The organism is Streptomyces sp. (assembly GCF_031181705.1).
Taxonomy (GTDB): Bacteria; Actinomycetota; Actinomycetes; order Streptomycetales; family Streptomycetaceae; genus Streptomyces.
Genome location: NZ_JAPSKN010000059.1, coordinates 1 through 22,853 on the forward strand (window position 1 = coordinate 1; position 22,853 = coordinate 22,853).

A 22,853-nucleotide genomic window follows, 5' to 3' on the forward strand; every position below is an offset into this window, starting at 1 on the left:
TCCGTGATCTTCGTGTCCTCCGCCAGCAGCATCGCCTTGCTCAGGATCACCGACAGCATGCGGTCGCCCTCGAAGGGCAGGTAGCCCGTGCCCGGTGCCGTCGGGTCGGACTTCGGGACGATGCACAGGTACTGGTCGTTCGGGGTCCGGAGGATGTTGCCCGAGCCGAGGTGGATCTTGTAGGTGTGGCGGTCGCCCTTGACGTGGAGGAAGCGGCCCTGAAGCGTGCAGCGGTCGGCTATCGCCAGGCGCGGGATGAGGCGCTCCAGCAGGAGCCTGCGGGTCTCGGCGCTCTGGTTGAGCTCGCCGAAGCCGTACGACCTCCAGTACTCCCGGAAGCGGCCACCCGGGCCGCCGTCCTGCCAGGTCGGGTCGTTGCCGACGCTGGCGACGCCGACGAACAGGTCGACGTCGCGCAGGACTTCGGACAGGACCAGCGGCGGGACGTCCTCCAGCGGGACGGGGGCGACGGGCCTCCGGCCGGGGGTGAGCCACATGGTGTACTCGCCGCCGTAGCAGTGGGCCCAGTTCTCCGGGGCGTCGATCGGGTAGAAGCGGACCTGGTCGGTGCGCAGGCGCAGGTAGCTGCCGGATTCGGTGGTGTCGACGCCGTACTCCTCGCCGTCGCCCTCGATCCAGAACTCGGCGCGCAGGCCCCACTGGGGCAGCTCCCGCATGGCGGGCGGGGCCGAGTCGTCGACGCACAGGCGGAGTTTGTTGCGCCAGCCGCGGATCGCCGCCAGGGAGTGGAACTGGTGCTGGCGCAGCACGTGTGCCGCGAAGCGGTTGGAGTAGGTGCGGGTGGCGCGCTCGGCGTCCGTGAGCAGGTACACCTCGCGGTGCGCCTGTTTGAACGGCTGCGTGATGCCGTGCCGTTCCAGCCAGTCGCGCCAGGCCACGATCTCGGCCGGTTCGTGGCCGACGGGGTGCCAGAGCTCGACCCGGGTGCCCGGCGGCAGCGGCTCGTCGGACAGGGTCCGCAGCTCGCCGTCCGCGAATCCGGCGGTCGTGCCGTCGATCGTCCACAGCAGGCGGCGGGCCAGCGTGCCGACCAGCGGGTGGTCGAGGTAGCGCTCGCGCCAGGCGGCGTACGGCCAGCTGCGGCGGGCGAGGAACTGGCGGTCCAGGCGCTCGCTCTGCGCCGAGAGCATCTTGTCGATGTCCTTGACCGCCGTCTTCAGGTCCTTCAGTTCTTCGGCGTGGTCGCGCCGCACCGCGGCCGGCACACTCTTGACGGGCTTGCCCGCCGCGTTGCGCCAGGTGAGGGCGGCCCGGCTGCCCCGGACCTCCAGCAGGGCCGTCGCCTCGCCGAGGCGGTACGTCGCCTGCCCGACCTCCGTCAGTCCGTAGGCCGGGACCGCCAGTTCCTCGATCTCCTCGCGGCTCAGGCCCAGTGCGCCGGCACGGGTCTCCAGGGCCGTGTCGAGGAGCTTGGCGGTGGGCTTGTACGTCACCCGCGTGGCCAGCCGGGCCAGTTCGGCGAGGGCCGCCTCGGACTCGACGCGGGCGAGCGCGATCACGCCCGCGTTGGCGACCTTCGGGTTGCGCGGTCCGATGCCCGCGACCTTCTTGAGCGAGGTCTCCACCAGGGTGCCGAGGGCCCGGGCCGTGCCGGGGTCGGGGGGCAGGAGGGACAGGAGCCAGGCCAGGCCCCGCAGGGCGGTGGCGTTGTAGGGGTCGTAGGCGCTGTTGACGTCCGGCTCCCACTCGCGGCGCACCAGGGGAAGCGTGCGCGGGCGGCCGGCCAGGGCGAGCCAGGAGAGGACCTTCTCGCGGACGGCGTCCGCGCCGAGGGTGTCCAGCAGGGCCCGCGCGCCCTTGTCCCACTTCGCCGTCGGTTTGGAGGCGGTGGCCGTCGACGCGTGCCGCAGCAGGGCCTGCCAGTCGGGGGTGGTGGCGTCGCGCAGGGCCTGGTCGGCCCAGGCCTCGCCGACGTTGAGGGCGGGGTCGGTGAGCTGCCGGGCCAGGGCCAGGAGGTCGTCCGCGCGGTAGGCGTCCAGGGCGGCGCGGCGGACCACGGCCACGACAGGGGCGGACAGCGGGCGGCCCGCGGCCAGTTCGGCCCGGGCCAGGGCGTCGAAGCGGGCCGCGTGCCAGAAGGTCTGCCGTCGGGCCAGGTCGTCCAGGGCCCGGCCGCGCTCGGCGGCCAGCGGGTCGTCGTCGAGGCCCTCGGAGATCAGGCCGCACAGGACGAGATGGCGGCAGCGGTCCTCCGTGTCGTCACCGGCCTGGGCGAAACGGTCGGCCAGGGCGTGCAGCAGCTCGCGGCGGCGGTCGGCCGGCAGCTCGCGCAGCCGGTCCAGCACCGCGTCCCAGTTGCGGCCCCAGCTGCCGTGGCTGGAGTCCAGCACGCGCAGCGCCTCGTCGGCGACCCGGCCCATGTCGCCCTCGGCGATCCTGTCGCGCAGCCGGTCCATGTGCGACCGGGGCGTGCGGAAGGCGCTCATCAGCCACCGACCAGGGCGACGAGCTTCAGGAACGTGACCTCGGTGCCGAGCGGCAGGTCTATCTCCTCGTCCGGGTCGGTGACCTGACGGTCCCCCACCAGCACCAGGAAGCCGTTCCCCGCGAACGCCCGCAGGGCCAGGGCCGCCTGGGCCTCCGGGTCGATGCGGCGGGGTGTGCGCAGCGCGTACCCGTTCAGCACGCGCTCGGTGTCCTCGGGCTGGACGAGCCCCTGGAACACCTGCGGCGTCCGGGCGTTGAACTCGGCGACCTCCTGGAACACCCGGCGGCGGATCAACTCCCGCACGCTCAGCCTCTCCTCGGCGATCTCCAGCCCCCAGGCCGCCCGCCGCTCCCCCGTTGTCGTCTCGTCGACGAACGTCACGATTGCCATGCCGATGACAGTACGACCCACCACTGACAATCACCCCGCACCTTGTGTTGAACATGTTCAAAAAGAGGTCTACAGTCGTCCTCGACAACGTTTTGAACGTGTTCAAGAAGGGTGGGGCAATGGACCGCACGGTCGTCGCCTACGTCATCTACCTGCTGGTCAGCATCGGTCTGACCATCTGGGTGGCCCGCACGCTCAGCCGGAACGGCAGGATCTTCCTCGCCGACGTGCTGCACGGCAACGAGAAGCTCGCCGACGCCGTCAACCACCTGCTGGTGGTGGGCTTCTACCTCGTCAACCTCGGGTTCGTCGCGCTGTACCTGAGCGACGACGAGACCATCACCGACACGCGCGGGATCTTCGAGGCCCTGTCGACCAAGCTCGGTGTGGTGCTGCTGGTGCTCGGCGTGATGCACCTGGCCAACGTCTACGTGCTCAACCGCATCCGGCGCCGGGGCGCGATGGAGCGGGAGCAGGTCCCGCCGGTGCCCCCGCAGGGCTGGGTCGCCCCGCAGTCCCAGGCCTGAACGGAGACGGCACATGAACGCCACCGCACCGGCCCCGCGACCGGGCCCCGCCCCGGTCCGCCGGCTCACCGTCCTCTACGACGCCGAGTGCTCCCTGTGCGCGTTCCTGCGCGACTGGCTCCTGCGGCAGCCCCAGCTGGTGCCGCTGGAGCCGGTCCCGGCCGGCTCCGCCGAGGCCCGGCGGCGCTTTCCCGGCCTCGACCACGGCGCCACCCTCGACGAGATCACCGTCGTCGGCGACGCCGGACAGGTCTACCGGGGCCCGGCCGCCTGGGTCGTCACCCTGTGGGCGCTGCGCGAGCACCGGCCGCTCGCCCACCGGCTGAGCACCCCCTCCGGCGCCCGGCTCGCCAAGGGCGCCGTGCTCGCCGCCGCCAAGTGGCGCGGGACGCAGGGGAACCGGGGGCAGCGCGGCGCGGGTCAGTGGGGCGGCCGGGTGTACCGGCGGGCGGACGGGTGGGCGTACGCCCCCGGCACCGGCTGGACCTACACCGCTCCGGGCTGCGCCGACGGCACCTGCGCCCCTCGGTAGCGGCACCGGTCCTGGCGTTAGGCTCTCTTCCCGTGCCCGAGAAGAACGACGGCCCCGACGACGGCGCCACCCCGAGCAAGTCCGAGCAGACCCGCGCCCTGATCCTGGAGACGGCCATGCGGCTGTTCCAGGAACGCGGCTACGACAAGACGACGATGCGGGCCATCGCCAAGGAGGCCGGGGTCTCCGTCGGGAACGCCTACTACTACTTCGAGGGCAAGGAGCACCTGATCCAGGGCTTCTACGACCGGATCGCCGCCGAGCACCAGGTGGCCGTGCGGGAGATCCTGCGGCGGGAGACCGACCTGGAGGCCCGGCTGGCGGGCGTGCTGCGGGCCTGGCTGGACATCGCCACGCCGTACCACGAGTTCGCGGTGCAGTTCTTCAAGAACGCCGCCGACCCGGACAGCCCGCTCAGCCCCTTCTCGCCCGAGTCGGAGCACGCGCGCGAGGAGGCCATCAGCGTCCACCGGCAGGTGCTGGCCGGGACGAAGACGAAGGTGCCCGAGGAACTGCGGGACATCCTGCCCGAGTTGATGTGGCTGTCCCAGATGGGCCTGTGCCTGTACTGGATCTTCGACCGGACCGAGGGCCGCGAGCGCAGCTACCGGCTCGCCGAGCGGGGTGCCCGGCTCACCGCGCGCGGGGTCGCCCTGGCCCGCTTCCGGGTGCTGCGGCCGCTCGTGCGGGAGGTGCACGAGCTGTTCACGGACTTCCTGCCGGGCATGACCCGGGCGTTCCCGGACCCCGCCCGGCGCGCCGCGGAGTCCTGAGGGCCCGTCCGGTCAGACAGGCCCCAGGTCGTGCCGGGTCTCACCGGCGTGGGTCAGGCCTGCTTCGACGCCAGCTCGATCACCGTGATGTCGGACGGTGCCCCCACGCGGGTGGGCGGGCCCCAGGCGCCGGCACCGCGGGAGACGTAGAGCTGGGTGTCGCCGTAGCGCTCCAGGCCCGCGAGGGTGGGGTTGGCGCCGGAGGCGATGAGGTTGCCGGGCCAGAGCTGGCCGCCGTGGGTGTGGCCGGAGAGCTGGAGGTCGACGCCGTGTTCGACGGCGTCGTGGATCTGCACGGGCTGGTGGGCGAGGAGCACGCACGCGCGGGCCCGGTCCCGGTCGCCGAGCGCCCGCGCGAAGTCCGGGCCCTGGCCCTCGTCCTCGCCGGCGATGTCGTTGACCCCGGCCAGGTCGAAGTGCGGCAGCTCCCGGCGCGCGTTCTCCAGGGGGGTCAGGCCGAGCCGCCGGATCTCCTCGACCCACTGCTCGGCGCCGGAGAAGTACTCGTGGTTGCCGGTGACGAAGTACGAGCCGTGGCGCGCTCTCAGCTGGGCCAGCGGGGCGGCGGCGGGGCCCAGGTCCTGCACGCTGCCGTCGACCAGGTCGCCGACGACCGCGATCAGGTCGGGCTGGGTCGCGTTGACGGTGTCGACGACCTTCTGCGCGAAGCCGCGGCCCAGGACCGGGCCGAGGTGCACGTCGCTGACCACGGCGATCCGGTACCCGTGCGCGCCGCGCGGCAGCTTGGCCAGCGGCACGGTGATCCGCTTGACCTCGGGGCCGCGCAGCACGCCGTACGTCCCGTACCCGACGGTGCCGACGGCAGCGGCGGCGGCCGCCCCGCCGACGACCCGGGAGACGAACAGGCGGCGGGAGGGGCCGGTGGGCGCGGGGGTGCCGGCCGGGTCCGTGGGGGTGGGCGGCTGGGCGGGGTCCCCGGCCGGGCCGGGCGCGGGGGCGGGCTTCGGGCCGGGCGGCACGGGGTCGGCCGCTCCGCCGGGCACGGTGACCTTCTCGCTCGGTGCCGGGGCCGCCGGCACCGAGCCGGGCTCCCCGCCCCGCTGCCCGGCTCTGACCCGCCGCTCCAGGAAGCGTCGCAGCAGCGGCCGCACGACCTCGCCCGCGAGGACCGCCAGCAGCAGGTACATCGACAGCGCCAGCCAGAGGAAGCCCGGCCAGGCGAGGACCTGCTGGAGCCAGAAGGGCGCGCCGGTGCGTTCCGCGACCAGGGCCGTGACCGCGAGGACCCAGCCGCCGGCGATCAGCACCGCGCCCGCGCGGCGGGTGAGGCCGGGACCGCGGGTCGTGTCGCGGAACAGGCGGCGCCACACGTACCAGTTGGCCGTCACGATGACGGCCAGGACCAGCAGTGCGACGAGTACGAAAACGATGGCCACGGTGTCGTGTCTCCCGATTGCCGTTATGACGTCCGGCGCAGTGCGCGCAGACCACGCAACCCGATGGCCCCGACGACCGTCCCCAATACGAAGGAGACGACGGCGAGCAGCAGGTGCACCCAGAAGTACGCCGTGGGACGACCGTCGTCGAACGCGAGCCCGCTGCCGTCCTTGACAAGGTTCTTGACGAAAGTGATCCAGATGACCCAGCTCCACACCCCGAAGGCGAGCAGGAACCAGGACACGGGGCGGCTGAGCTTCATGCACCCAGTATCGCCAGGGCCTGTCCGGTTCCGTTCGCGGGGTAGGGCCGGGAACGGGACTTCCCCCGGCGCTGCATGTACGTTTCCGACCGTGCCCGCACCGAAGAAGACCGTCAGGCGATCCCTGTTGGTCACCTCCGCCGTCCTGTCGTCCCTCGCCCTGGCCGCGCCCGTCGCCGTCGCGGCCCCCAAGCCCTCGGGCAGCCCGTCGGCGAGCCCCTCGGCCACGCCCCCGGCGTCGATGTCGACCGTCGGAGGCGCCCGGCTCGGACGCCCTGGGACGCAGGTGAACCTGGCGAGCGGTGTGCCGGTGCTGCCGAAGGACCTGAGCGCCCGTTCCTGGATCATCGCCGACGCCGAGACCGGTGACGTGCTGGCCGCGCACAACGCCCACTGGCGCCTCGCCCCGGCGAGCACGCTGAAGATGCTGTTCGCGGACACCCTGCTGCCCAAGTTCCCGGCGACCGCCAAGCACAAGGTCGTGCCCTCCGACCTGGCCGGTATCGGGCCGGGCTCCAGCATGGTCGGCATCAAGGAGGACGAGACCTACACCGTCCACGACCTGTGGCTCGGCGTCTTCCTGCGCTCCGGCAACGACGCCGTGCGCGTGCTGTCCGCGATGAACGAGGGCGTCGAGAACACCGTCCGGGAGATGAACGAGCACGCCGAGGAGCTCCAGGCCCTCGACACGCACGTCGTCAGCCCGGACGGCTACGACGCGCAGGGGCAGGTCTCGTCGGCCTACGACCTGACGCTGATCGCCCGTTCCGGGATGCAGAAGCCGGACTTCCGCGAGTACGCCTCGACGGTCACCGCGAAGTTCCCCGGCGAGACGAAGAAGAACAAGAAGGGCAAGGAGGTCCGCAAGCCCTTCGAGATCCAGAACACCAACCGGCTGCTGACCGGTGACGCGGACGTACCCGTCTACCAGGGCATCGCCGGTGTCAAGAACGGCAACACCACCAACGCGGGCGCCACCTTCACCGGGGTCGCCGAGCGGGGCGGCAAGGTGCTGCTGGTGACGGTGATGAACCCGGAGAAGGACGAGCACAACGCGGTCTACAAGGAGACCGCCCGGCTGTTCGACTGGGGCTTCAAGGCCGCCGGGAAGGTGCAGCCGGTCGGCGAGCTGGTGCCGCCGAAGAGCGCCGCGCAGGCCGGTGCCCAGCCGGACGCGAACCCCTCCGGCGAGGCCGGAGGCTCCGGGGACGGGGGCAAGGGCACGGCCGGGACGGGAGCCAAGCCGGTGGCCGGCGCCCCGGTCGCGGACGGCTCCAGCGGCATCGGGACGGCGCTCGGCGTCACCGGGGGCGTGCTGGTGCTGCTCGCGGGCGGCGCGTTCCTGGTCAACCGCCGGTGGCCGCTGCCGGATCTGGTGCGCCGCCGGACCCGCCCGTGAACTCCGGGACCTCGTCCTGCTTGCTCCGCGTCGCCGTCCAGGAGGCGCAGAACAGCACCAGCTTCGAGGTGAAGTTGATCCACAGCAGCAGCGCGACGGGCACGCCGAACGCGCCGTACATGCTCTTCGCGGCCACCCCCTGGAGGTAGCCGCTGAGCAGCAGCTTCAGCAGTTCGAAGCCGACCGCGCCGGTCAGGGCCGCCACGACCAGGCGGTGGCGCGTCGGTTCCACGCCGGGCAGCAGCGTCAGGACGTACAGCAGGAGCAGGAAGTTGGCGAGGACGGCGATCAGGAACGCGACGGCGTGCAGCAGGACCCCGCCCCAGCCGCCCTCGTCGACGCCGAGCTCCCGGGTGATCCAGCCGATCATCGCGGAGGCGACGGCGGAGGCGACGATGGTGACCAGGAGCGCGCCGCCCAGGCCCAGCAGGACGCCCACGTCCTTGCCGTAGCGCACGACGGGGTTCTCCTCGTCGTCGGGCAGCTCCCACACCGCCCGCAGGCACTCGCGCATCGAGCCGGCCCAGCTGACGCCGGTGAAGAACAGCAGCGCGCCGGCGATCAGCCCGATGGTGCCGGCGTTCTCCACCAGACCGGCGATGTCCAGCTGGTCGGAGATGCCGGGCACCTGCTCGGCGATCTTGTCCTGCAGCTTGTCCTGCTGCTCGGTGCTGAGCGTGGCGGCGGCGATGGTGGCCGACACCGTCAGCAGCGGGAACAGCGCGACGAAGCTCGTGAAGGTCATCGCGGCGGCCAGGCGCGTCCACTTCACGCGGTCCAGCCGCTCGTACGACCGCCACGCGTGGGTGATCATCAGCCGCGCCGCCCACGGCCCCACCAAGGGGAGCCTTTTCAGCCAGTCCATGATCCGACTCTGCCCTCCGCCGCCCGGAACACCCAGGTACGGGTACCCCAGAACCGCAGGACTGTGGCCAGGGCCATGCCGACGATCGCCCCGGAGACGGTGTCGGCGCGCTGCGAGGTGAGTCCGAGGCCGTAGTGGCTGACGGCGAGGCAGAGCAGCTGGACTGCGGCCCCCGCGAGGTTCACCGCGAGGAACACGGCGCAGGGGCGCAGGCCGCGGGGCCGCGCGGCCCGGTAGGTCCCGAGGGCGTTGCCCGCGTAGGCGACCGCGCAGGCGGCCAGGAAGGACAGGGCCTTGGCGGTGAGCGGGCCGAGTCCGCCGGGGCCGCGCAGCCAGGTGAACAGGGCGAGGTCGACCGCGTAGGCGACGAGGCCGGCGGCGGCGAAGCCCAGCAGCTCCCGGCGCAGCGGGGGCGCGGGGCCCGACCACGCGCGCGTGGTCACCAATTGGCCACCGCCAGGCCGTACATCGCCACCCACACCACGCCGATGAGGGCGAGCGCCCGGTCGCGCAGGACGACGTCCTCGGGCTCGCCGGCGGTGCCGCGGTCGGCGAAGACGGCGTAGCGCAGGACCGCCAGGATGAAGGCGACCATGGACAGCTGCCGCCAGGGCAGCACGCTGGTGTGCGGCACGCCGCCCTCCTCCATGGCCCACAGGCAGTAGCCGAGGACGGCGGCACCGGCCGCGAGCTGCCAGACGAAGCGGAGGTAGCCGGTGGTGTACTCGGTGAGCAACGCGCGGGTGGCGCCCGCCTTTCCGGCCATCTGCACGGCCTCCGAGTAGCGCTTGGCCGACACCATGAACAGCGCGCCGAACCCGGTCGTGATCAGGAACCAGCGCGAGAGCGGGATGCCGAGGGCGAGCCCGCCGACCATGGCCCGCATCAGGAACCCGGTGGTGACGACGGCGAGGTCGACGACCAGGACGTGCTTGAGGCTGATGCAGTAGGCCAGTTGCAGGGCGAGGTAGGCGGTCAGCAGGGCGGCGACGGCCGGGCCGCACAGCCGGGCCGCGGCCACGGGCGCGAGGACGCCGAGGAGTCCGCCGACGGCGTAGGCGACGGGTACCGGGACCTGTCCGGCGGCGACCGGGCGGTGCCGTTTGACGGGGTGGGCGCGGTCGGCGTCGGCGTCGCGGGCGTCGTTGACGAGGTAGACGGCGGCGGCGCACGCCGTGAACAGGACGAAGACCAGGGCGAGTTGGGTCAGGGCGTGCCGGGAGAAGAGCTCTCCGGCGGCGGCCGGGGCGGCGATGACGAGGACGTTCTTGACCCACTGCCGGGGGCGCGCGGTTCGGAGCAGTCCGGCCAGGAGACCGCCCTGGCGGGTGGGTGCGGGCGGCTGCTCGGGGGCGCGCTGGCGGAGGATGGCCGTCTCAGTCATGGTGGGCGCCTCCGCGCATCCAGCGGGCGCCGAGCCGGGCCGTGAGGGCGCCCAGGGCCGCGCCGGCGGCGACGTCCGAGGGGTAGTGGACGCCGACGACCAGGCGCGAGACGCACACGGCGGCGGCGACCGGCCCGGCCACGGGGACGCCCAGGGCGCCGAAGGCGACGGCGGCGGCCGCGGACGAGGTGGCGTGCGAGCTGGGGAAGGAGTGCCGGCCGGCGGTGCGCACCAGGGGGTCGACGTGCGCGGGGCGCGGGCGGCGCACGATCCGTTTCACTCCCATGCTGGCCAGATGCGCCCCGGCGGTGAGGGCGGTGCCGCGCAGCCAGGCGCCGCGTCTGCCGCGGTCGACGGCGGCTCCGGCGAGCCCCGCCGCCAGCCACAGCGCCGCGTGCTCCCCCGCCCAGGACAGGGCGCGTGCGGCGCCGGCCACGCGCGGGTCGGTGCCGCACGCCCTGAGCGCCGAAACGATCCGGTGGTCCATGTCGTGCAGGTCGTCGAGGTCGTCCATGTGGACTCACTGTTCACGTCCGACTCGCCTGAACTCCGGCAATATTGAGCGACATCCCATTAATCACCCATTTCGGGGAGGGATGCCATGTTCCCGAACTCATAGCTCACACTAGGGCGATACGGTCATCGACATGTCTGCCGACACCGACTCCGTCCCCGATTCCACCCCGGACGTCATGGGCCTCGACCACACCACCGTCACCGGCTGGGGCCGCACCGCTCCCACCGCCGCCCGGCTGATCCGCCCGCGGACGTACGAGGAGGCCGCGGCGGCCGTCCGCGGTTGCGGGGAACGCGGCGGGATCCCGCGGGGCCTGGGCCGGGCGTACGGCGACGCCGCGCAGAACGCGGGCGGGGCCGTGCTCGACATGACGGGTCTGGACCGGGTGCACGCGATCGACGCCGACGGCGGCACCGTGCTGTGCGACGCGGGCGTCTCCCTGCACCGCCTGATGGAGGTGCTGCTGCCCCTCGGCTGGTTCGTGCCGGTCACGCCCGGGACCCGCTACGTCACCGTCGGCGGGGCGATCGGCGCCGACATCCACGGCAAGAACCACCACGTCTCCGGCTCCTTCGCGCGGCACGTGCTCGCCCTCGAACTGCTCACCGCTGACGGCGAGATCCACACGGTGATCCCCGGCACGCCGCTGTTCGACGCGACCGCCGGCGGCATGGGCCTGACCGGGGTGATCCTCACCGCCACGATCCGGCTCCAGCCGGTCGAGACCTCGCTGATGTCGGTCGACACCGAGCGCGCCACCGACCTCGACGACCTGATGGCCCGGCTGGCCGCCACCGACCACCGCTACCGCTACTCCGTCGCCTGGATCGACCTGCTGGCCCGGGGCGCCGCCACCGGCCGCGCGGTCCTCACCCGCGGCGACCACGCGCCCCTGGACGCGCTCCCCGCCCGGATGCGCCGCGACGCGCTCTCCTTCCGCACCTCGCGCCTGCCGTCCGCCCCCGCCGCTCTGCCCGAGGGCCTGCTCAGCCGGACGACCGTGGGCCTGTTCAACGAGCTCTGGTACCGCAAGGCGCCCCGCGCGCGGACCGGCCAACTCCAGCGGCTCTCCGCCTTCTTCCACCCGCTGGACGGGGTCCCCCACTGGAACCGCGTCTACGGCCGGGGCGGCTTCGTGCAGTACCAGTTCGTCGTCGGCTACGGCCAGGAGGACGCCCTGCGCCGCATCGTGCGCCGGATCTCCGAACGCCGCTGCCCGTCCTTCCTGGCCGTCCTCAAGCGCTTCGGCGAGTCCGACCCGGGCTGGCTGTCCTTCCCCGTGCCCGGCTGGACGCTGGCGCTGGACATCCCGGCGGGACTGCCCGGCCTCGGCGCCTTCCTCGACGAGCTCGACGAGGAGGTCGCCGCCGCGGGCGGCCGCGTCTACCTCGCCAAGGACGCCCGGCTGCGCCCGGAGCTGCTCGCGGCGATGTACCCGCGCCTGGACGACTTCCGGGCCCTGCGCGCCGAGCTGGACCCGCACGGGGTGTTCGTGTCCGACCTGGCCCGCCGCCTCCATCTCTGAGCAACCCCTAGGAGCTGTCATGAAGGACGCCTTCGGTCTCCCCCAGTCCCTGCTCGTCCTCGGCGGTACGTCCGAGATCGCGCTGGCCACCGCCCGCCGGCTGATCGCCCGCCGCACCCGCACGGTCTGGCTGGCGGGCCGTCCCTCGCCCGCGCTGGAGGAGGCCGCCGGGCAGCTGCGGGGCCTCGGCGCCGACGTGCACACCGTCGCCTTCGACGCGCTCGACCCCGCCTCCCACGAGGCCGTGCTCGGCAAGGTCTTCGCCGAGGGCGACATCGACCTGGTGCTGCTCGCCTTCGGGCTGCTCGGCGACCAGGCCCGTGACGAACGGGAGCCGGAGGCGGCGGTGCGGGTCGCGCAGACCAACTACACCGGCGCGGTCTCGGCGGGCCTGGTGTGCGCCCGGGCGCTCCAGTCGCAGGGGCACGGCTCGCTGGTCGTGATGTCCTCCGTCGCGGGCGAGCGGGCCCGCCGCGCCAACTTCATCTACGGCTCCAGCAAGGCCGGCCTCGACGCCTTCGCGCAGGGGCTGGGCGACGCGCTGCACGGCACGGGCGTGCACGTGATGGTCGTACGCCCCGGCTTCGTGCGGACGCGGATGACCGCGGGGCTGCCCGAGTCACCGCTGGCGACCACGCCGGAGGCGGTCGCGACGGCGGTCGAGCTGGGGCTGCGCCGCCGCTCGGAGACGGTGTGGGTGCCGGGCGCGCTGCGCGTGGTGATGGCGGCGCTGCGGCACCTGCCGCGGGGGGTGTTCCGGCGCCTGCCGATCTGACCCGCGGCCGGTCAGCGCGTGGGGATCGAGCCGTGGTCCACGCGGCCGGTCTGCGAGGGGACGACGGGGCCGCCGAAGGGGAACTCGCGCAGCTTGCGCCAGACGCCGTCGGCGCCCTGCTCGTAGAGGGCGAAGCCGGCGCAGGGCCACTCGGCCTCGTAGCCGGCGAGTTCCTCGAAGGCGCGGTCCATGGCGGCCTCGTCGATGCCGTGCGCCACGGTGACGTGCGGGTGGTACGGGAACTGCAGTTCACGTGCGATCGGCCCGGCGGGGTCGCGGAGCTGCTGCTGGAGCCGCGCGCAGGCCTCCGCCCCGGCGACGACCCGGACGAACACCACCGGGGACAGGGGCCGGAAGGTGCCGGTGCCGGACAGCCGCATCGGGAAGGGCCGGCCGGCCGCGGCGACCTCGGTGAGGTGCGCCTCGACGGCCGGCAGCGCGGCCTCGTCGATCTCCGTCGGCGGCAGCAGGGTGACGTGGGTGGGGATGCCGTGAGCCGCAGCGTCGCCGAAGCCCGCGCGCAGCTGCTGGAGCTCGCTGCCGTGAGGCTCCGGGACCGCGATCGAGACACCGATCGTTACGGTCCCCACGTCGTCTCCTGTCGTTTCCGTTGGCGGGCCGCTGATACGACCACCCGGTTATCGACTGTACGGCCACGACCGGGTTACGGGCAGGCGCAACCGGAGTGATGTACAGCGCTGTTCGGTGGTACGGCTGTGCGCGGGGGTGGCGTTCAGTGCTTGGCGGGCAGGAAGCCGACCTTGTCGTACGCCTGGGCGAGGGTCTCGGCGGCGACGGCACGGGCCTTCTCGGCGCCCTTGGCCAGGACCGCGTCGAGCGTCTCGGGATCGTCCAGGTACTGCTGGGTGCGCTCCCGGAACGGCGTGACGAACTCGACCATGATCTCGGCGAGGTCCGTCTTCAGCGCGCCGTACAGCTTGCCGGTGTACTTCTCCTCCAGCTCGCCGATGGTCTCGCCGGTGAGGGTCGAGTAGATCGTGAGGAGGTTGCTGACGCCCGGCTTGTTCTCGGCGTCGTAGCGGATCACCGTGTCCGTGTCCGTGACGGCGCTTCTGACCTTCTTGGCCGTGGCCTTCGGCTCGTCCAGGAGGTTGATCAGGCCCTTCGGCGTGGACGCCGACTTGCTCATCTTGATCGACGGGTCCTGGAGGTCGTAGATCTTCGCCGTCTCCTTGAGGATGTACGGCTTGGGGACGGTGAAGGTGGGGCCGAAGCGGCCGTTGAAGCGCTCGGCGAGGTCGCGGGTGAGCTCGACGTGCTGGCGCTGGTCCTCGCCGACGGGGACCTCGTGGGCCTGGTAGAGCAGGATGTCCGCGACCTGGAGGATCGGGTACGTGAACAGGCCGACGGAGGCGCGGTCGGTGCCCTGCTTGGCGGCCTTGTCCTTGAACTGGGTCATCCGGGACGCCTCGCCGAAGCCGGTGAGGCAGTTCATGACCCAGGCGAGCTGGGCGTGCTCGGGGACGTGGCTCTGCACGAAGAGCGTGCAGCGGTCCGGGTCGAGACCGGCCGCGAGGAGCTGGGCGGCGGCCAGGCGCGTGTTCGCGCGCAAATCCTTCGGGTCCTGCGGGACCGTGATCGCGTGCAGGTCGACGACCATGTAGAACGCGTCGTGGGACTCCTGCAGGGCCACCCACTGGCGGACGGCGCCGAGGTAGTTGCCGAGGTGGAACGAGCCGGCGGTGGGCTGGATACCGGAGAGCACGCGGGGTCGGTCGTTGGCCATGTGCCACATTGTCTCAGAGAGCTCGGGTGGTCCGGGTCGTGGGGAACCGCCGGCCGGCGGTTCCCCACGGCCCTCACGGCGCGCTTCAGCCGAGGTCGATCTCCGGGTACAGCGGGAAGCCCGCCACCAGGTCCGTGGCGCGCCGGGAGATCTCGTCCGCCACCTTCGCGTCGAGGACGTGGGCGGCCTTGGAGGGGGCGCCCGACTTGGTGGTGCCCGGCTCGGTCGTGGTCAGGACGCGGTCGATCAGGCCGGCGACCTCGTCCATCTCGGACGTGCCGAGACCGCGGGTGGTCAGGGCGGGGGTGCCGATGCGGATGCCGGAGGTGTACCAGGCGCCGTTCGGGTCGGCGGGGATCGCGTTGCGGTTGGTGACGATGCCCGACTCCAGCAGGGCTGCCTCGGCCTGGCGGCCGGTGAGGCCGTAGGAGGAGGCGACGTCGATCAGGTTCAGGTGGTTGTCCGTGCCGCCGGTGACCAGGGTCGCGCCGCGGCGCATCAGGCCCTCGGCCAGGGCCCGGGAGTTGTCGACGATGCGCTGGGCGTAGTCGCGGAAGGACTCCTGGCGGGCCTCGGCGAGGGCGACGGCCTTGGCGGCCATGACGTGCGGGAGCGGGCCGCCGAGGACCATCGGGCAGCCGCGGTCGACCTGGTCCTTCAGGGAGTCGTCGCACAGGACCATGCCGCCGCGGGGGCCGCGCAGCGACTTGTGCGTGGTCGTCGTCACGATCTGGGCGTGCGGCACCGGGTCGAAGTCGCCGGTGAGGACCTTGCCGGCGACCAGGCCGGCGAAGTGCGCCATGTCGACCATGAGCGTGGCGCCGACCTCGTCGGCGATCTCGCGCATGATCCGGAAGTTCACCAGACGGGGGTAGGCCGAGTAGCCCGCGACGATGATCAGCGGCTTGAACTCGCGGGCCGTGGCGCGCAGGGCCTCGTAGTCGAGCAGGCCGGTGGCCGGGTCGGTGCCGTAGGAGCGCTGGTCGAACATCTTGCCGGAGATGTTCGGGCGGAAGCCGTGGGTGAGGTGGCCGCCGGCGTCCAGGGACATGCCGAGCATGCGCTGGTTGCCGAAGGCGCGGCGCAGCTCGGCCCAGTCCTCCTCGGAGAGCTCGTTGACCTGGCGGGCGCCGGCCTTCTCCAGGGCCGGGACCTCGACGCGCTGGGCGAGGACCGACCAGAAGGCGACGAGGTTGGCGTCGATGCCGGAGTGCGGCTGGACGTAGGCGTGGCGGGCGCCGAAGAGCTCCTTGGCGTGCTCGGCGGCGAGGGACTCGACGGTGTCGACGTTGCGGCAGCCGGCGTAGAAGCGGCGGCCGATGGTGCCCTCGGCGTACTTGTCGCTGAACCAGTTGCCCATCGCCAGGAGCGTGGCCGGGGAGGCGTAGTTCTCGGAGGCGATCAGCTTGAGCATCTCGCGCTGGTCGGCGACCTCCTGGCCGATGGCGTCCGCGACGCGCGGCTCCACGGCGCGGATGACGTCGAGGGCGGCGCGGTAGGCGGTGGAAGCGGGGCTGAGCTCTGCTGACATGGGGACCTCCGGACGTTGCGTTCAGCGTTCACGGTACGGCCCAGGCGCACGGCTCTGTTCTGCTCGGGCCGCTCCCCGATGGTTCGTCCATCCCAGCGCGCCAGTCACGGCCCTCGGTCAGCCTACCGGGTCGCCCCGCGCGGCCGGGCGCGGGTTTCGGCCCTCAGAGGATCACGTGGGGCAGGAACCTCGCGTACTCGTCCGTGATCAGGCCCGACGACTCGCGGATGCCCAGGCCCGCCGACTCGTTCTCCACCACCCAGGCGCCCAGGACCACGCGGTTGCCGTCGAAGTCGGGCAGCGGGGCCAGTTGCTGGTAGCAGCAGGGTTCGTCGCGCGGGGCGGGGTCCGCGCCGGGCTCGTGGACCGTGACGCCCGCTCCCTCGCGGCCCAGGAGGGGCTTGGCGACCCAGCCCGTGGCGGCCAGGTCGCGCGGGCCGTCCAGGTGGGCGGGCAGGAGGTTGGGGTGGCCGGGGTAGAGGTCCCAGAGGATCGCCAGCAGGGCCTTGTTGCTGAGGAGCATCTTCCAGGCCGGCTCGATCCACAGCGTGGAGCCCGTACCGCCGCCGTTGTCGAGGGTGTCCAGGACGTGGCCGGCGAAGCGGTCGGTGGTGAGCCACTCCCAGGGGTAGAGCTTGAAGACGCTGCGGATGAAGCGCAGGCGCTGGTCGACGAAGCGGCCGGAGAGGCGGTCCCAGCCGATCTCCTCCATGGAGATCCAGTCGGTGGGCAGGCCGGCCTGCTCGGCGGTCTCCTTGAGGTAGGCGACCGTCATGAGGTCCTCGCCCAGTTCGTCCGCCGAGGAGTAGGCGAAGTAGAGGGGGCTGCCGGGAGGGAGGAGGGACGCCTGGTTCTTCCAGGCGTCGATGAGCCGCTCGTGGAGGGAGTTCCACTGGTCGGCGCCGGGGAAGCGCTCCTCCATCCAGAACCACTGGGGGGACGCGGCCTCCACCAGGGACGTGGGGGTGTCGGCGTTGTACTCCAGGAGCTTGGCCGGGCCCGTGCCGTCGTAGTGGAGGTCGAAGCGGCCGTAGAGGGAGGGGAGTTCGGCGCGGCGGTGCCAGGCCTCGGTGACCGCCCGGACCACCCGGGGGTCGGTGATGCCCAGGTCGGCGAAGCGGTCCTCGGTGACGATGTGCTCGGCCGCCGCCAGGCACATGCGGTGGAGCTCCTCGACCACCTCCTCCAAAGCCTCGATCTCGGGCAGGCTGAAGACGTAGTAGGCGCTCTCGTCCCAGTAGGGGCGCAGGGAGCCGTCGGGGTAGCGGGTCAGGGGGTAGATCAGGCCCTGTTCCTCGACGGTCTGCTGCCAGCCGGGGCGGGGTGTGGTGGTGCGGCGTTCCATGCGCGCGTGTCCGGTCAGCCGCCGCCGCTGCCGCCCGAGCAGCCGAAGCCGCCCCGGTCGACGGCCTCGCTGCGGCTGAAGGTGCCGTCGTCGGCCCAGCCGCCGCTGACGTCGGCGTCGTAGTACCAGTCGGCGTTCGTGCCGGTGGCCTTGCCGGTCTTCTTGCGGCTCTTGCCGGTGGAGGAGCCGGACTTGCAGTTCTTGTCGGCGACGATCTTGTAGCCGTTGATGTAGTCGTAGCTGTCGCGGTCCACACAGCGGCGGTCCGGGTCGGAGCCGCAGGCGGACAGGGCCGCCGCGAGGACGCCCATGCCGCCGAGGACCACTGTGCTGGAACGCAGTCGCCGTCGTGTCTCCGCCATACCGCTGCTTCTCCCCCGTGTCGTCTTCCGTCATGTACTTGCCGGACGGTCAGCCTAGAGATCGGTGTGAGCGGGCGTGCACGGCCCCCCTGCACACGCCCCTCCCCTACTGTCGATTCGTGATCTTTGGGATGGTGTGTGCCCTGGGTGCGGCGGTCTGCTTCGGTACGGCGACGGTGCTGCAGGCGATCGCCGCGCGGGCCGCGGCCGCCTCGGGTCCGGGCGGGGACGTCGCGCTGCTGTGGCGGGCGCTGCGGCAGTGGCGGTATCTGGCCGGGCTGGCGCTGGACGGGCTCGGTTTCGTGCTGCAGGTCCTGGCGTTGCGGTCGGTGCCGATCTACGCCGTGGGGGCGGCGCTGGCGGCGAGCCTCGCCGTCACGGCCGTCGTCGCGGCGCGGCTGCTCAAGGTGCGGCTGAGCCGTGTGGAGTGGGCCGCGGTGGGGGTGGTGTGCGCCGGGCTCGCGCTGCTGGGGCTGGCCTCCGGCCCCGAGGGCGACAGGTTGGGGCCGGTCTGGCTGGAGTGGGCGCTGCTCGGGGCGGCGGCCGGGGTGCTGCTGCTCGGAGCGGCGGGCGGGCGGCTTCCGGAGCGGGGGCGGGCGCTCGCGCCGGGCCTGGGCCCCGGGCTGGGGTTCGGGGTGGTGGAGGTCGCGGTCCGGCTGGTCGACGGACTGACGCCCGGCGCGCTGCTCACCGACCCGGCGGTGTACGCGCTGCTGTTCGGCGGCGGGGCCGGGTTCCTGCTGCTGACGTCGGCCCTGCAGCGCGGGTCGGTGACGACCGCCACGGCGGGGCTCGTCCTCGGGGAGACGGTCGCGCCCGCGCTGATCGGCGTGGTGCGGCTCGGGGACCGGACGCGGCCGGGGCTGGGCTGGCCGGCCATCGCCGGCTTCGCGGTGGCGGTGGGGGGGGCGCTGGCGTTCGGTTCGGGGAGGCGCCGGTGCGGGAGCCGGACGGGGCGGTCGCGCCGGAGTGAGCGGAGGTGCCGGCCCGGCCGGGGAAGGACTCGCCGCTCAGCCGGGCAGTACCGCGCACAGCGCGTCCAGCGCTCCCGACCAGGCGTGGTCCGGCGGGGTCCCGTACCCGACGACCAGGGCGTCGAACGGCTCGGCGGCCGCGTCGGCGTGCCGGTAGCCGGCCAGCCCGTGGACCGCCAGGCCCCGCCAGTGGGCGGCCTGGACGACCGACTGCTCGGTGCCGGGCGGCAGCCGCAGCAGGACGTGCAGACCGGCCGCGATGCCGGTGACCCGGGCTTCGGGGGCCCGGGCCGCCACGGCGGCGACCAGGGCGTCCCGGCGGCGCCGGTAGCGCAGGCGGGTGGCGCGGACGTGCCGGTCGTAGGCGCCGGAGGTGAGGAACTCGGCCAGGGTCAGCTGGTCGAGCACCCCGCAGGTGTCGACACCGCCCTTGGCCGCCGCCACCTCCTCGGCGAGGTCCGGCGGCAGCACCGTCCAGGCCAGCCGCAGCCCGGGCGCGAGGGACTTGCTCGCGGTGCCCAGATAGACCACCCGGTCGGGGTCCAGCCCCTGGAGGGCGCCGACGGGCTGCCGGTCGTAGCGGAACTCGCCGTCGTAGTCGTCCTCCAGCACCAGTCCGCCGGTGCGGCGCGCCCAGTCGACGACGGCGGACCGGCGGTCGCGGTGCAGCGGCACGCCCATGGGGAACTGGTGGGCGGGGGTGAGCAGGACCGCGTCGGTGCCGGGCAGCGCGCCGGGGTCCGTGCCCCGGTGGTCGAAGGGCAGCGGGGCGGTGCGCAGGCCGGAGCCGGCCAGCAGCCTCCAGTGCACGTCCAGGCCGTACGACTCCACCGCGACCGTCCGCGCCCCGCGCGCCCGCAGGACCGTGCCGAGCAGTCTCAGGCCGTGCGCGAATCCGCCGCACACCACGATCCGCTCGGGGTCGGCGCGCACGCCCCGGGCCCGGGCGAGGTACCCGGCGAGCGCGGCCCGCAGCTCGGGGCGGCCGCGCGGGTCGCCGTAGTCCAGGGCGTGGTGCGGAGCGGCGTCGAGGGCGCGGCGGGCGGCCTTGAGCCACTCGGCGCGCGGGAAGGACGCCAGGTCGGGGCTGCCGGGGCGCAGGTCGTAGGCGGGGCGGGCCCGCTCACGGGGGTGGGAGGCCGTCCCGGCCGGCGGCACGACCGTCCGCTCCCCGACCCGGGTCCCGGAGCCCTGGCGGGCGGTGAGCCAGCCCTCGGCCACCAGGTCGGCGTAGGCGCCGGCGACCGTGTTGCGGGCGATGCCCAGGTCGGCGGCGAGCGAGCGGGAGGAGGGCAGCCGGGTGCCCGGGGCGAGCCGGCCCGAGCGCACCGCCTCGCGCAGGGCGTCGGTCAGCCCCCTGCGCAGGCCCGGGCCGGACGGCTCCAGGTGCAGGTCGACGCCCAAAGTGGCCCACTGATCCGCCATGGAAATGGACCATACTCCTGGGCTGCTTCCTCCCTAGGGTCGAGGGCATGACGACACACCTCGACGAGACGAGCAGGACCTACGCTCCCGAACAGCCCGCCCGCCTGGACTGGGCCAAGCACGCACCCGAGGTCTACAAGGCGATGGTCCGGCTGGAGATCGCCGCCCGGCAGGGCCTCGACCACAAGCTGTACGAACTGGTGAAGATCCGCGCCTCCCAGATCAACCACTGCGCCTTCTGCATCGACATGCACACCAAGGACGCCCTCGCGTCGGGCGAGAGCGTCGAGCGGATCGTGCAGCTCAGCGCCTGGGACGAGTCGCGGCACTTCTACACGGAGAAGGAGATCGCGGCGCTGGAGCTGACGGAGGCCGTGACGGTCCTGACGGACGGGTTCGTACCGGACGCGGTGTACGACAACGCCGCCCGGCACTTCGAGGAGGCCGAGCTGGCGCAGCTGATCGCGGCGATCACGACGATCAACGCCTGGAACCGGTTCGGGGTGACCTGCCGCATGGCGCCGGGGCACTACCAGCCGGGCCAGCACAAGTGACGGCCCGGACGCGGGCGCTCGACCCGGCGGTGGCCCGGGCCATGTCGGCGCTGAGCGCCGCGGCGAAGCAGGGGCTGGGCGACCCGGCCCTGGCCGAGCTGGTGGTGATCCGCGCCTCGCAGCTCAACCGGTGCGCGTTCTGTCTCGACATGCATCTCGCGATCGCCCGGCAGTACGGGGTGAGCGAGCGGCAGCTCGACCTGCTGGCCGCGTGGGAGGAGGCGGGGGACGTCTTCGGCGAGCGGGAGCGGGCGGCGCTGGCGCTGACCGAGGCGGTGACCGTGCTGACCGGGGGCTTCGTGCCGGACGAGGTGTACGAGCGGGCCGCCAAGCACTTCGACGAGGTCCGGCTGGCCCATCTGGTCGGCCTGATCGTCGCCATCAACAACTGGAACCGGATGATGGTCGCCCGCCGGATTCCGCCGGGGGGATACACACCATGAGCAAGGCCGACGTCTTCCGCGCCCTGCACCGGCACCGGACACCGGACGACCCGCTCGTGCTGCCCGGCCCCTGGGACGCCGCCAGCGCCCGGGTGTTCGTGGAGGCCGGGTTCCCGGCGCTGGCCACGCCCAGTGCCGGGGTCGCCGCCTCCCTCGGGTACGAGGACGGGCAGGTCCCGGCCGACGAGATGTTCGCGGCGGTCGCCCGGATCGTCCGGGCCGTCGACGTGCCGGTGTCGGCGGACGTGGAGGGCGGGTACGGGCTCGCGCCCGGGGAACTGGTGGAGCGGCTGCTGGAGACCGGCGCGGTCGGCTGCAACCTGGAGGACTCCGAGAACGGGGTGCTCAAGGACCCGCACCGGCACGCCGAGTGGCTCGCCGAGGTGCGGGCGGCGGCCGGTGACCGGCTCTTCGTCAACGCCCGGGTGGACACCTTCGCCCGCGGGGTCGCCGATCCCGCGCGGGCCATCGAGCGGGCCGCGCTGTACGTGGCGGCGGGCGCCGACTGCGTCTACCCGGTCAAGGCGCCCCTGGAGGTCCTGCCCCTGCTGCGGGCCGGGATCCAGGGGCCGGTCAACGCGGGGGTCTTCACCGAGGACGGCCCCTCGCCCGCCGAACTCGGCGCGCGAGGGGCCACCCGGGTCACCTTCGGGCCGGGGCTCCAGCGGCGGGCCGCCCGCGCACTGCGGGAGATCGCCGACCGGCTGGTGCGGTGAACGTCAGGACAGCCACTTCCGCCACGTGGACTCGTGGCTGTCCACCCACTTCTTCGCCGCGTCCTCGGGGGACATCTTCTGCTCGGCGATCATCAGGGAGACCTCGTTCTGGTCCTCCGTCGTCCACGTGAACTTCTTCAGGAAGGCCGCCGCCCTGCCGCCCTTCCGCGCGAAGTCCGCGTTGAGGTACTTCTCCAGCGGCGTGTGCGGATAGGCGCAGGCGACCTTCTCCGGATCGGCGTCGCAGCCCTCCTTGTACGGCGGCAGCCTCACCTCGGTCATGGGGACCTTCTCGAAGAGCCACTGCGGGGAGTACCAGTAGGTCAGGAAGGGCTTCTTCTCCTTGGCGAACTGCCTGATCTGCGTGATCTGCGCCGCCTCGGAGCCCGCGAACACCACCTGGTAGTCCAGCTTGAGGTTCTTCACCAGGGCCTTGTCGTTGGTGACGTAGGACGGCGAACCGTCCATCAGCTGGCCCTTGTCGCCGCTCTCCGCGGTGCGGAAGAGGTCGGCGTACTTGTTGAGGTTCTTCCAGTTCGTGATGTCCGGGTGCCGCTTGGCGAGGTACGTCGGGACGAACCAGCCGATGTGGCCGGTGACGCCGAGATCGCCGCCGCGGGCGACCGTCTTCTTGTCGTCGACGTACCGCTTCTCCTGCTCGGGGTGGCCCCAGTCCTCCAGGAGCGCGTCGACCCGGCCCTGGCTGAGCGCGTCCCAGGCGGGCACCTCGTCGACCTGGACGGTGTCGACGCGGTAGCCCAGCTCGTGCTCCAGGAGGTACTGGGCGACGGCCACGTTGGCCTGCGCGCCCACCCAGGACTGCACGGACAGGGTCACGGTCTTCGCGCCCTGCGCGTGCGCGAACGGCGAGGCCTGCTTGGTCATGTCGGCGGCACCGCAGCCGGTGAGCAGCGCCAGGGAGCTCACCGCGGCGAGCACGGCGGTGGTACGGATGCGCAT

24 protein-coding genes, 1 pseudogene and 1 riboswitch are annotated in these 22,853 nt (G+C 73.0%); of the genes and pseudogenes, 10 read left to right on the plus strand and 15 right to left on the minus strand.

The window, feature by feature from the left end; all coding sequences use genetic code 11:
* Positions 1–2,447: DUF4132 domain-containing protein (locus tag RIN80_RS13870; RefSeq protein ID WP_309095875.1), on the minus strand; the 2,447-nt coding region annotated here is incomplete at its 3' end.
* Positions 2,447–2,839 carry a hypothetical protein gene (locus RIN80_RS13875; protein ID WP_309095876.1) on the minus strand — a complete coding sequence of 131 codons (393 nt, stop codon included), beginning with the start codon at positions 2,837–2,839 and terminating at the stop codon, positions 2,447–2,449. The genes RIN80_RS13875 and RIN80_RS13870, both read right to left, overlap by 1 nt.
* 119 nt (positions 2,840–2,958) lie before the next feature.
* Between RIN80_RS13875 and RIN80_RS13880 the strand changes: the two genes are divergently transcribed.
* Genes RIN80_RS13880 through RIN80_RS13890 form a run of 3 tightly spaced genes read left to right on the plus strand, consistent with a single transcriptional unit; the run spans position 2,959 to position 4,671 of the window.
* Positions 2,959–3,366: a hypothetical protein gene (locus RIN80_RS13880; RefSeq protein ID WP_309095877.1), complete on the plus strand. Its 408-nt coding sequence runs from the start codon at positions 2,959–2,961 to the stop codon at positions 3,364–3,366.
* Positions 3,367–3,379: 13 nt separating this feature from the next.
* Positions 3,380–3,898: a DCC1-like thiol-disulfide oxidoreductase family protein gene (locus RIN80_RS13885; RefSeq protein ID WP_309095878.1), complete on the plus strand. Its 519-nt coding sequence runs from the start codon at positions 3,380–3,382 to the stop codon at positions 3,896–3,898.
* A 32-nt stretch (positions 3,899–3,930) separates the two neighbouring features.
* Complete coding sequence (locus tag RIN80_RS13890; protein WP_309095879.1) at positions 3,931–4,671, plus strand: TetR family transcriptional regulator; 741 nt, start codon at positions 3,931–3,933, stop codon at positions 4,669–4,671.
* A 53-nt stretch (positions 4,672–4,724) separates the two neighbouring features.
* Here RIN80_RS13890 and RIN80_RS13895 read toward each other — a convergent pair whose 3' ends face one another.
* Both RIN80_RS13895 and RIN80_RS13900 read right to left on the minus strand, forming a co-directional pair.
* Positions 4,725–6,068, minus strand: coding sequence for a metallophosphoesterase (locus RIN80_RS13895; RefSeq protein ID WP_309095880.1), 1,344 nt, complete (start codon positions 6,066–6,068; stop codon positions 4,725–4,727).
* Between the two features lie 23 nt (positions 6,069–6,091).
* Positions 6,092–6,331, minus strand: coding sequence for an SCO4848 family membrane protein (locus tag RIN80_RS13900; protein WP_094057676.1), 240 nt, complete (start codon positions 6,329–6,331; stop codon positions 6,092–6,094).
* Between the two features lie 91 nt (positions 6,332–6,422).
* Here RIN80_RS13900 and RIN80_RS13905 point away from each other — a divergent pair, with 91 nt between their 5' ends.
* On the plus strand, positions 6,423–7,730 hold the full coding sequence (locus RIN80_RS13905) for a D-alanyl-D-alanine carboxypeptidase family protein (protein WP_375141687.1): 1,308 nt from the start codon (positions 6,423–6,425) through the stop codon (positions 7,728–7,730).
* On the opposite strand, the gene RIN80_RS13910 is transcribed toward RIN80_RS13905, so the two are convergent.
* Genes RIN80_RS13910 through RIN80_RS13925 form a run of 4 tightly spaced genes read right to left on the minus strand, consistent with a single transcriptional unit; the run spans position 7,678 to position 10,493 of the window.
* The gene (locus tag RIN80_RS13910) at positions 7,678–8,595 is read right to left on the minus strand and encodes a YihY/virulence factor BrkB family protein (protein ID WP_309095882.1); all 918 of its coding nucleotides are present in this window, start codon (positions 8,593–8,595) and stop codon (positions 7,678–7,680) included. The genes RIN80_RS13905 and RIN80_RS13910 overlap by 53 nt on opposite strands.
* The gene (locus tag RIN80_RS13915; protein WP_309095883.1) at positions 8,583–9,038 is read right to left on the minus strand and encodes a GtrA family protein; all 456 of its coding nucleotides are present in this window, start codon (positions 9,036–9,038) and stop codon (positions 8,583–8,585) included. The genes RIN80_RS13910 and RIN80_RS13915 overlap by 13 nt, the downstream gene beginning before the upstream one ends.
* Entirely contained in the window at positions 9,035–9,979 is a 945-nt protein-coding gene (locus RIN80_RS13920; RefSeq protein WP_309095884.1) for a decaprenyl-phosphate phosphoribosyltransferase, read from the minus strand. The genes RIN80_RS13915 and RIN80_RS13920 overlap by 4 nt, the downstream gene beginning before the upstream one ends.
* Positions 9,972–10,493 carry a phosphatase PAP2 family protein gene (locus RIN80_RS13925; protein ID WP_309095885.1) on the minus strand — a complete coding sequence of 174 codons (522 nt, stop codon included), beginning with the start codon at positions 10,491–10,493 and terminating at the stop codon, positions 9,972–9,974. Before RIN80_RS13925 ends, RIN80_RS13920 begins: the two co-directional genes overlap by 8 nt.
* Before the next feature lie 133 nt (positions 10,494–10,626).
* On the opposite strand from RIN80_RS13925, the gene RIN80_RS13930 reads away from it, so the two are divergent.
* Positions 10,627–12,021 (plus strand): FAD-binding oxidoreductase, encoded by a 1,395-nt coding sequence (locus RIN80_RS13930; RefSeq protein ID WP_309095886.1) that lies wholly within the window; start codon positions 10,627–10,629, stop codon positions 12,019–12,021.
* A 19-nt stretch (positions 12,022–12,040) separates the two neighbouring features.
* Complete coding sequence (locus RIN80_RS13935; protein ID WP_309095887.1) at positions 12,041–12,796, plus strand: decaprenylphospho-beta-D-erythro-pentofuranosid-2-ulose 2-reductase; 756 nt, start codon at positions 12,041–12,043, stop codon at positions 12,794–12,796.
* An 11-nt stretch (positions 12,797–12,807) separates the two neighbouring features.
* Here RIN80_RS13935 and RIN80_RS13940 read toward each other — a convergent pair whose 3' ends face one another.
* The 5 genes from RIN80_RS13940 to RIN80_RS13960 form a co-directional block, all read right to left on the minus strand.
* Positions 12,808–13,386 carry a 2'-5' RNA ligase family protein gene (locus RIN80_RS13940; RefSeq protein ID WP_309095888.1) on the minus strand — a complete coding sequence of 193 codons (579 nt, stop codon included), beginning with the start codon at positions 13,384–13,386 and terminating at the stop codon, positions 12,808–12,810.
* 143 nt (positions 13,387–13,529) lie between these two features.
* Positions 13,530–14,543 (minus strand): tryptophan--tRNA ligase, encoded by a 1,014-nt coding sequence (gene trpS / locus RIN80_RS13945; protein WP_309095889.1) that lies wholly within the window; start codon positions 14,541–14,543, stop codon positions 13,530–13,532.
* 85 nt (positions 14,544–14,628) lie between these two features.
* Positions 14,629–16,074 carry a glycine hydroxymethyltransferase gene (locus tag RIN80_RS13950; protein WP_309095890.1) on the minus strand — a complete coding sequence of 482 codons (1,446 nt, stop codon included), beginning with the start codon at positions 16,072–16,074 and terminating at the stop codon, positions 14,629–14,631.
* Between the two features lie 31 nt (positions 16,075–16,105).
* Positions 16,106–16,192, minus strand: a riboswitch (ZMP/ZTP riboswitch).
* A 45-nt stretch (positions 16,193–16,237) separates the two neighbouring features.
* Positions 16,238–17,419, minus strand: a complete 1,182-nt coding sequence (locus RIN80_RS13955) for a glutathionylspermidine synthase family protein (protein WP_309095891.1) — start codon at positions 17,417–17,419, stop codon at positions 16,238–16,240.
* Between the two features lie 14 nt (positions 17,420–17,433).
* On the minus strand, positions 17,434–17,781 hold the full coding sequence (locus RIN80_RS13960) for a hypothetical protein (RefSeq protein WP_309095892.1): 348 nt from the start codon (positions 17,779–17,781) through the stop codon (positions 17,434–17,436).
* Positions 17,782–17,912: 131 nt separating this feature from the next.
* Between RIN80_RS13960 and RIN80_RS13965 the strand changes: the two are divergent.
* A pseudogene (locus RIN80_RS13965) lies at positions 17,913–18,754 on the plus strand (hypothetical protein).
* A 37-nt stretch (positions 18,755–18,791) separates the two neighbouring features.
* Here the strand turns inward: RIN80_RS13965 and RIN80_RS13970 are convergent.
* Positions 18,792–20,180, minus strand: a complete 1,389-nt coding sequence (locus tag RIN80_RS13970) for a PLP-dependent aminotransferase family protein (RefSeq protein ID WP_309095893.1) — start codon at positions 20,178–20,180, stop codon at positions 18,792–18,794.
* Positions 20,181–20,227: 47 nt separating this feature from the next.
* On the opposite strand from RIN80_RS13970, the gene RIN80_RS13975 reads away from it, so the two are divergent.
* The 3 genes from RIN80_RS13975 to RIN80_RS13985 are packed head-to-tail and all read left to right on the plus strand — an operon-like array spanning position 20,228 to position 21,893.
* A complete protein-coding gene (locus RIN80_RS13975) occupies positions 20,228–20,734 on the plus strand; it encodes a carboxymuconolactone decarboxylase family protein (protein ID WP_309095894.1) in 507 nt (168 codons plus the stop codon).
* Positions 20,731–21,177, plus strand: a complete 447-nt coding sequence (locus RIN80_RS13980) for a carboxymuconolactone decarboxylase family protein (RefSeq protein WP_309095895.1) — start codon at positions 20,731–20,733, stop codon at positions 21,175–21,177. Before RIN80_RS13975 ends, RIN80_RS13980 begins: the two co-directional genes overlap by 4 nt.
* Positions 21,174–21,893, plus strand: coding sequence for an isocitrate lyase/phosphoenolpyruvate mutase family protein (locus RIN80_RS13985; protein ID WP_309095896.1), 720 nt, complete (start codon positions 21,174–21,176; stop codon positions 21,891–21,893). The genes RIN80_RS13980 and RIN80_RS13985 overlap by 4 nt, the downstream gene beginning before the upstream one ends.
* A gap of 3 nt (positions 21,894–21,896) precedes the next feature.
* Here the strand turns inward: RIN80_RS13985 and RIN80_RS13990 are convergent, their stop codons facing one another.
* Entirely contained in the window at positions 21,897–22,853 is a 957-nt protein-coding gene (locus RIN80_RS13990) for an ABC transporter substrate-binding protein (protein ID WP_309095897.1), read from the minus strand.

Coding starts and splice junctions, on each gene's coding strand:
- RIN80_RS13875 (WP_309095876.1), bottom strand. CDS start 2,839: ATGGCAATCGTGACGTTCGTCGACGAGACGACAACGGGGGAGCGGCGG.
- RIN80_RS13880 (WP_309095877.1), top strand. CDS start 2,959: ATGGACCGCACGGTCGTCGCCTACGTCATCTACCTGCTGGTCAGCATC.
- RIN80_RS13885 (WP_309095878.1), top strand. CDS start 3,380: ATGAACGCCACCGCACCGGCCCCGCGACCGGGCCCCGCCCCGGTCCGC.
- RIN80_RS13900 (WP_094057676.1), bottom strand. CDS start 6,331: ATGAAGCTCAGCCGCCCCGTGTCCTGGTTCCTGCTCGCCTTCGGGGTG.
- RIN80_RS13910 (WP_309095882.1), bottom strand. CDS start 8,595: ATGGACTGGCTGAAAAGGCTCCCCTTGGTGGGGCCGTGGGCGGCGCGG.
- RIN80_RS13920 (WP_309095884.1), bottom strand. CDS start 9,979: ATGACTGAGACGGCCATCCTCCGCCAGCGCGCCCCCGAGCAGCCGCCC.
- RIN80_RS13925 (WP_309095885.1), bottom strand. CDS start 10,493: ATGGACGACCTCGACGACCTGCACGACATGGACCACCGGATCGTTTCG.
- RIN80_RS13930 (WP_309095886.1), top strand. CDS start 10,627: ATGTCTGCCGACACCGACTCCGTCCCCGATTCCACCCCGGACGTCATG.
- RIN80_RS13935 (WP_309095887.1), top strand. CDS start 12,041: ATGAAGGACGCCTTCGGTCTCCCCCAGTCCCTGCTCGTCCTCGGCGGT.
- trpS (WP_309095889.1), bottom strand. CDS start 14,543: ATGGCCAACGACCGACCCCGCGTGCTCTCCGGTATCCAGCCCACCGCC.
- RIN80_RS13950 (WP_309095890.1), bottom strand. CDS start 16,074: ATGTCAGCAGAGCTCAGCCCCGCTTCCACCGCCTACCGCGCCGCCCTC.
- RIN80_RS13955 (WP_309095891.1), bottom strand. CDS start 17,419: ATGGAACGCCGCACCACCACACCCCGCCCCGGCTGGCAGCAGACCGTC.
- RIN80_RS13960 (WP_309095892.1), bottom strand. CDS start 17,781: ATGGCGGAGACACGACGGCGACTGCGTTCCAGCACAGTGGTCCTCGGC.
- RIN80_RS13970 (WP_309095893.1), bottom strand. CDS start 20,180: ATGGCGGATCAGTGGGCCACTTTGGGCGTCGACCTGCACCTGGAGCCG.
- RIN80_RS13975 (WP_309095894.1), top strand. CDS start 20,228: ATGACGACACACCTCGACGAGACGAGCAGGACCTACGCTCCCGAACAG.
- RIN80_RS13985 (WP_309095896.1), top strand. CDS start 21,174: ATGAGCAAGGCCGACGTCTTCCGCGCCCTGCACCGGCACCGGACACCG.
- RIN80_RS13990 (WP_309095897.1), bottom strand. CDS start 22,853: ATGCGCATCCGTACCACCGCCGTGCTCGCCGCGGTGAGCTCCCTGGCG.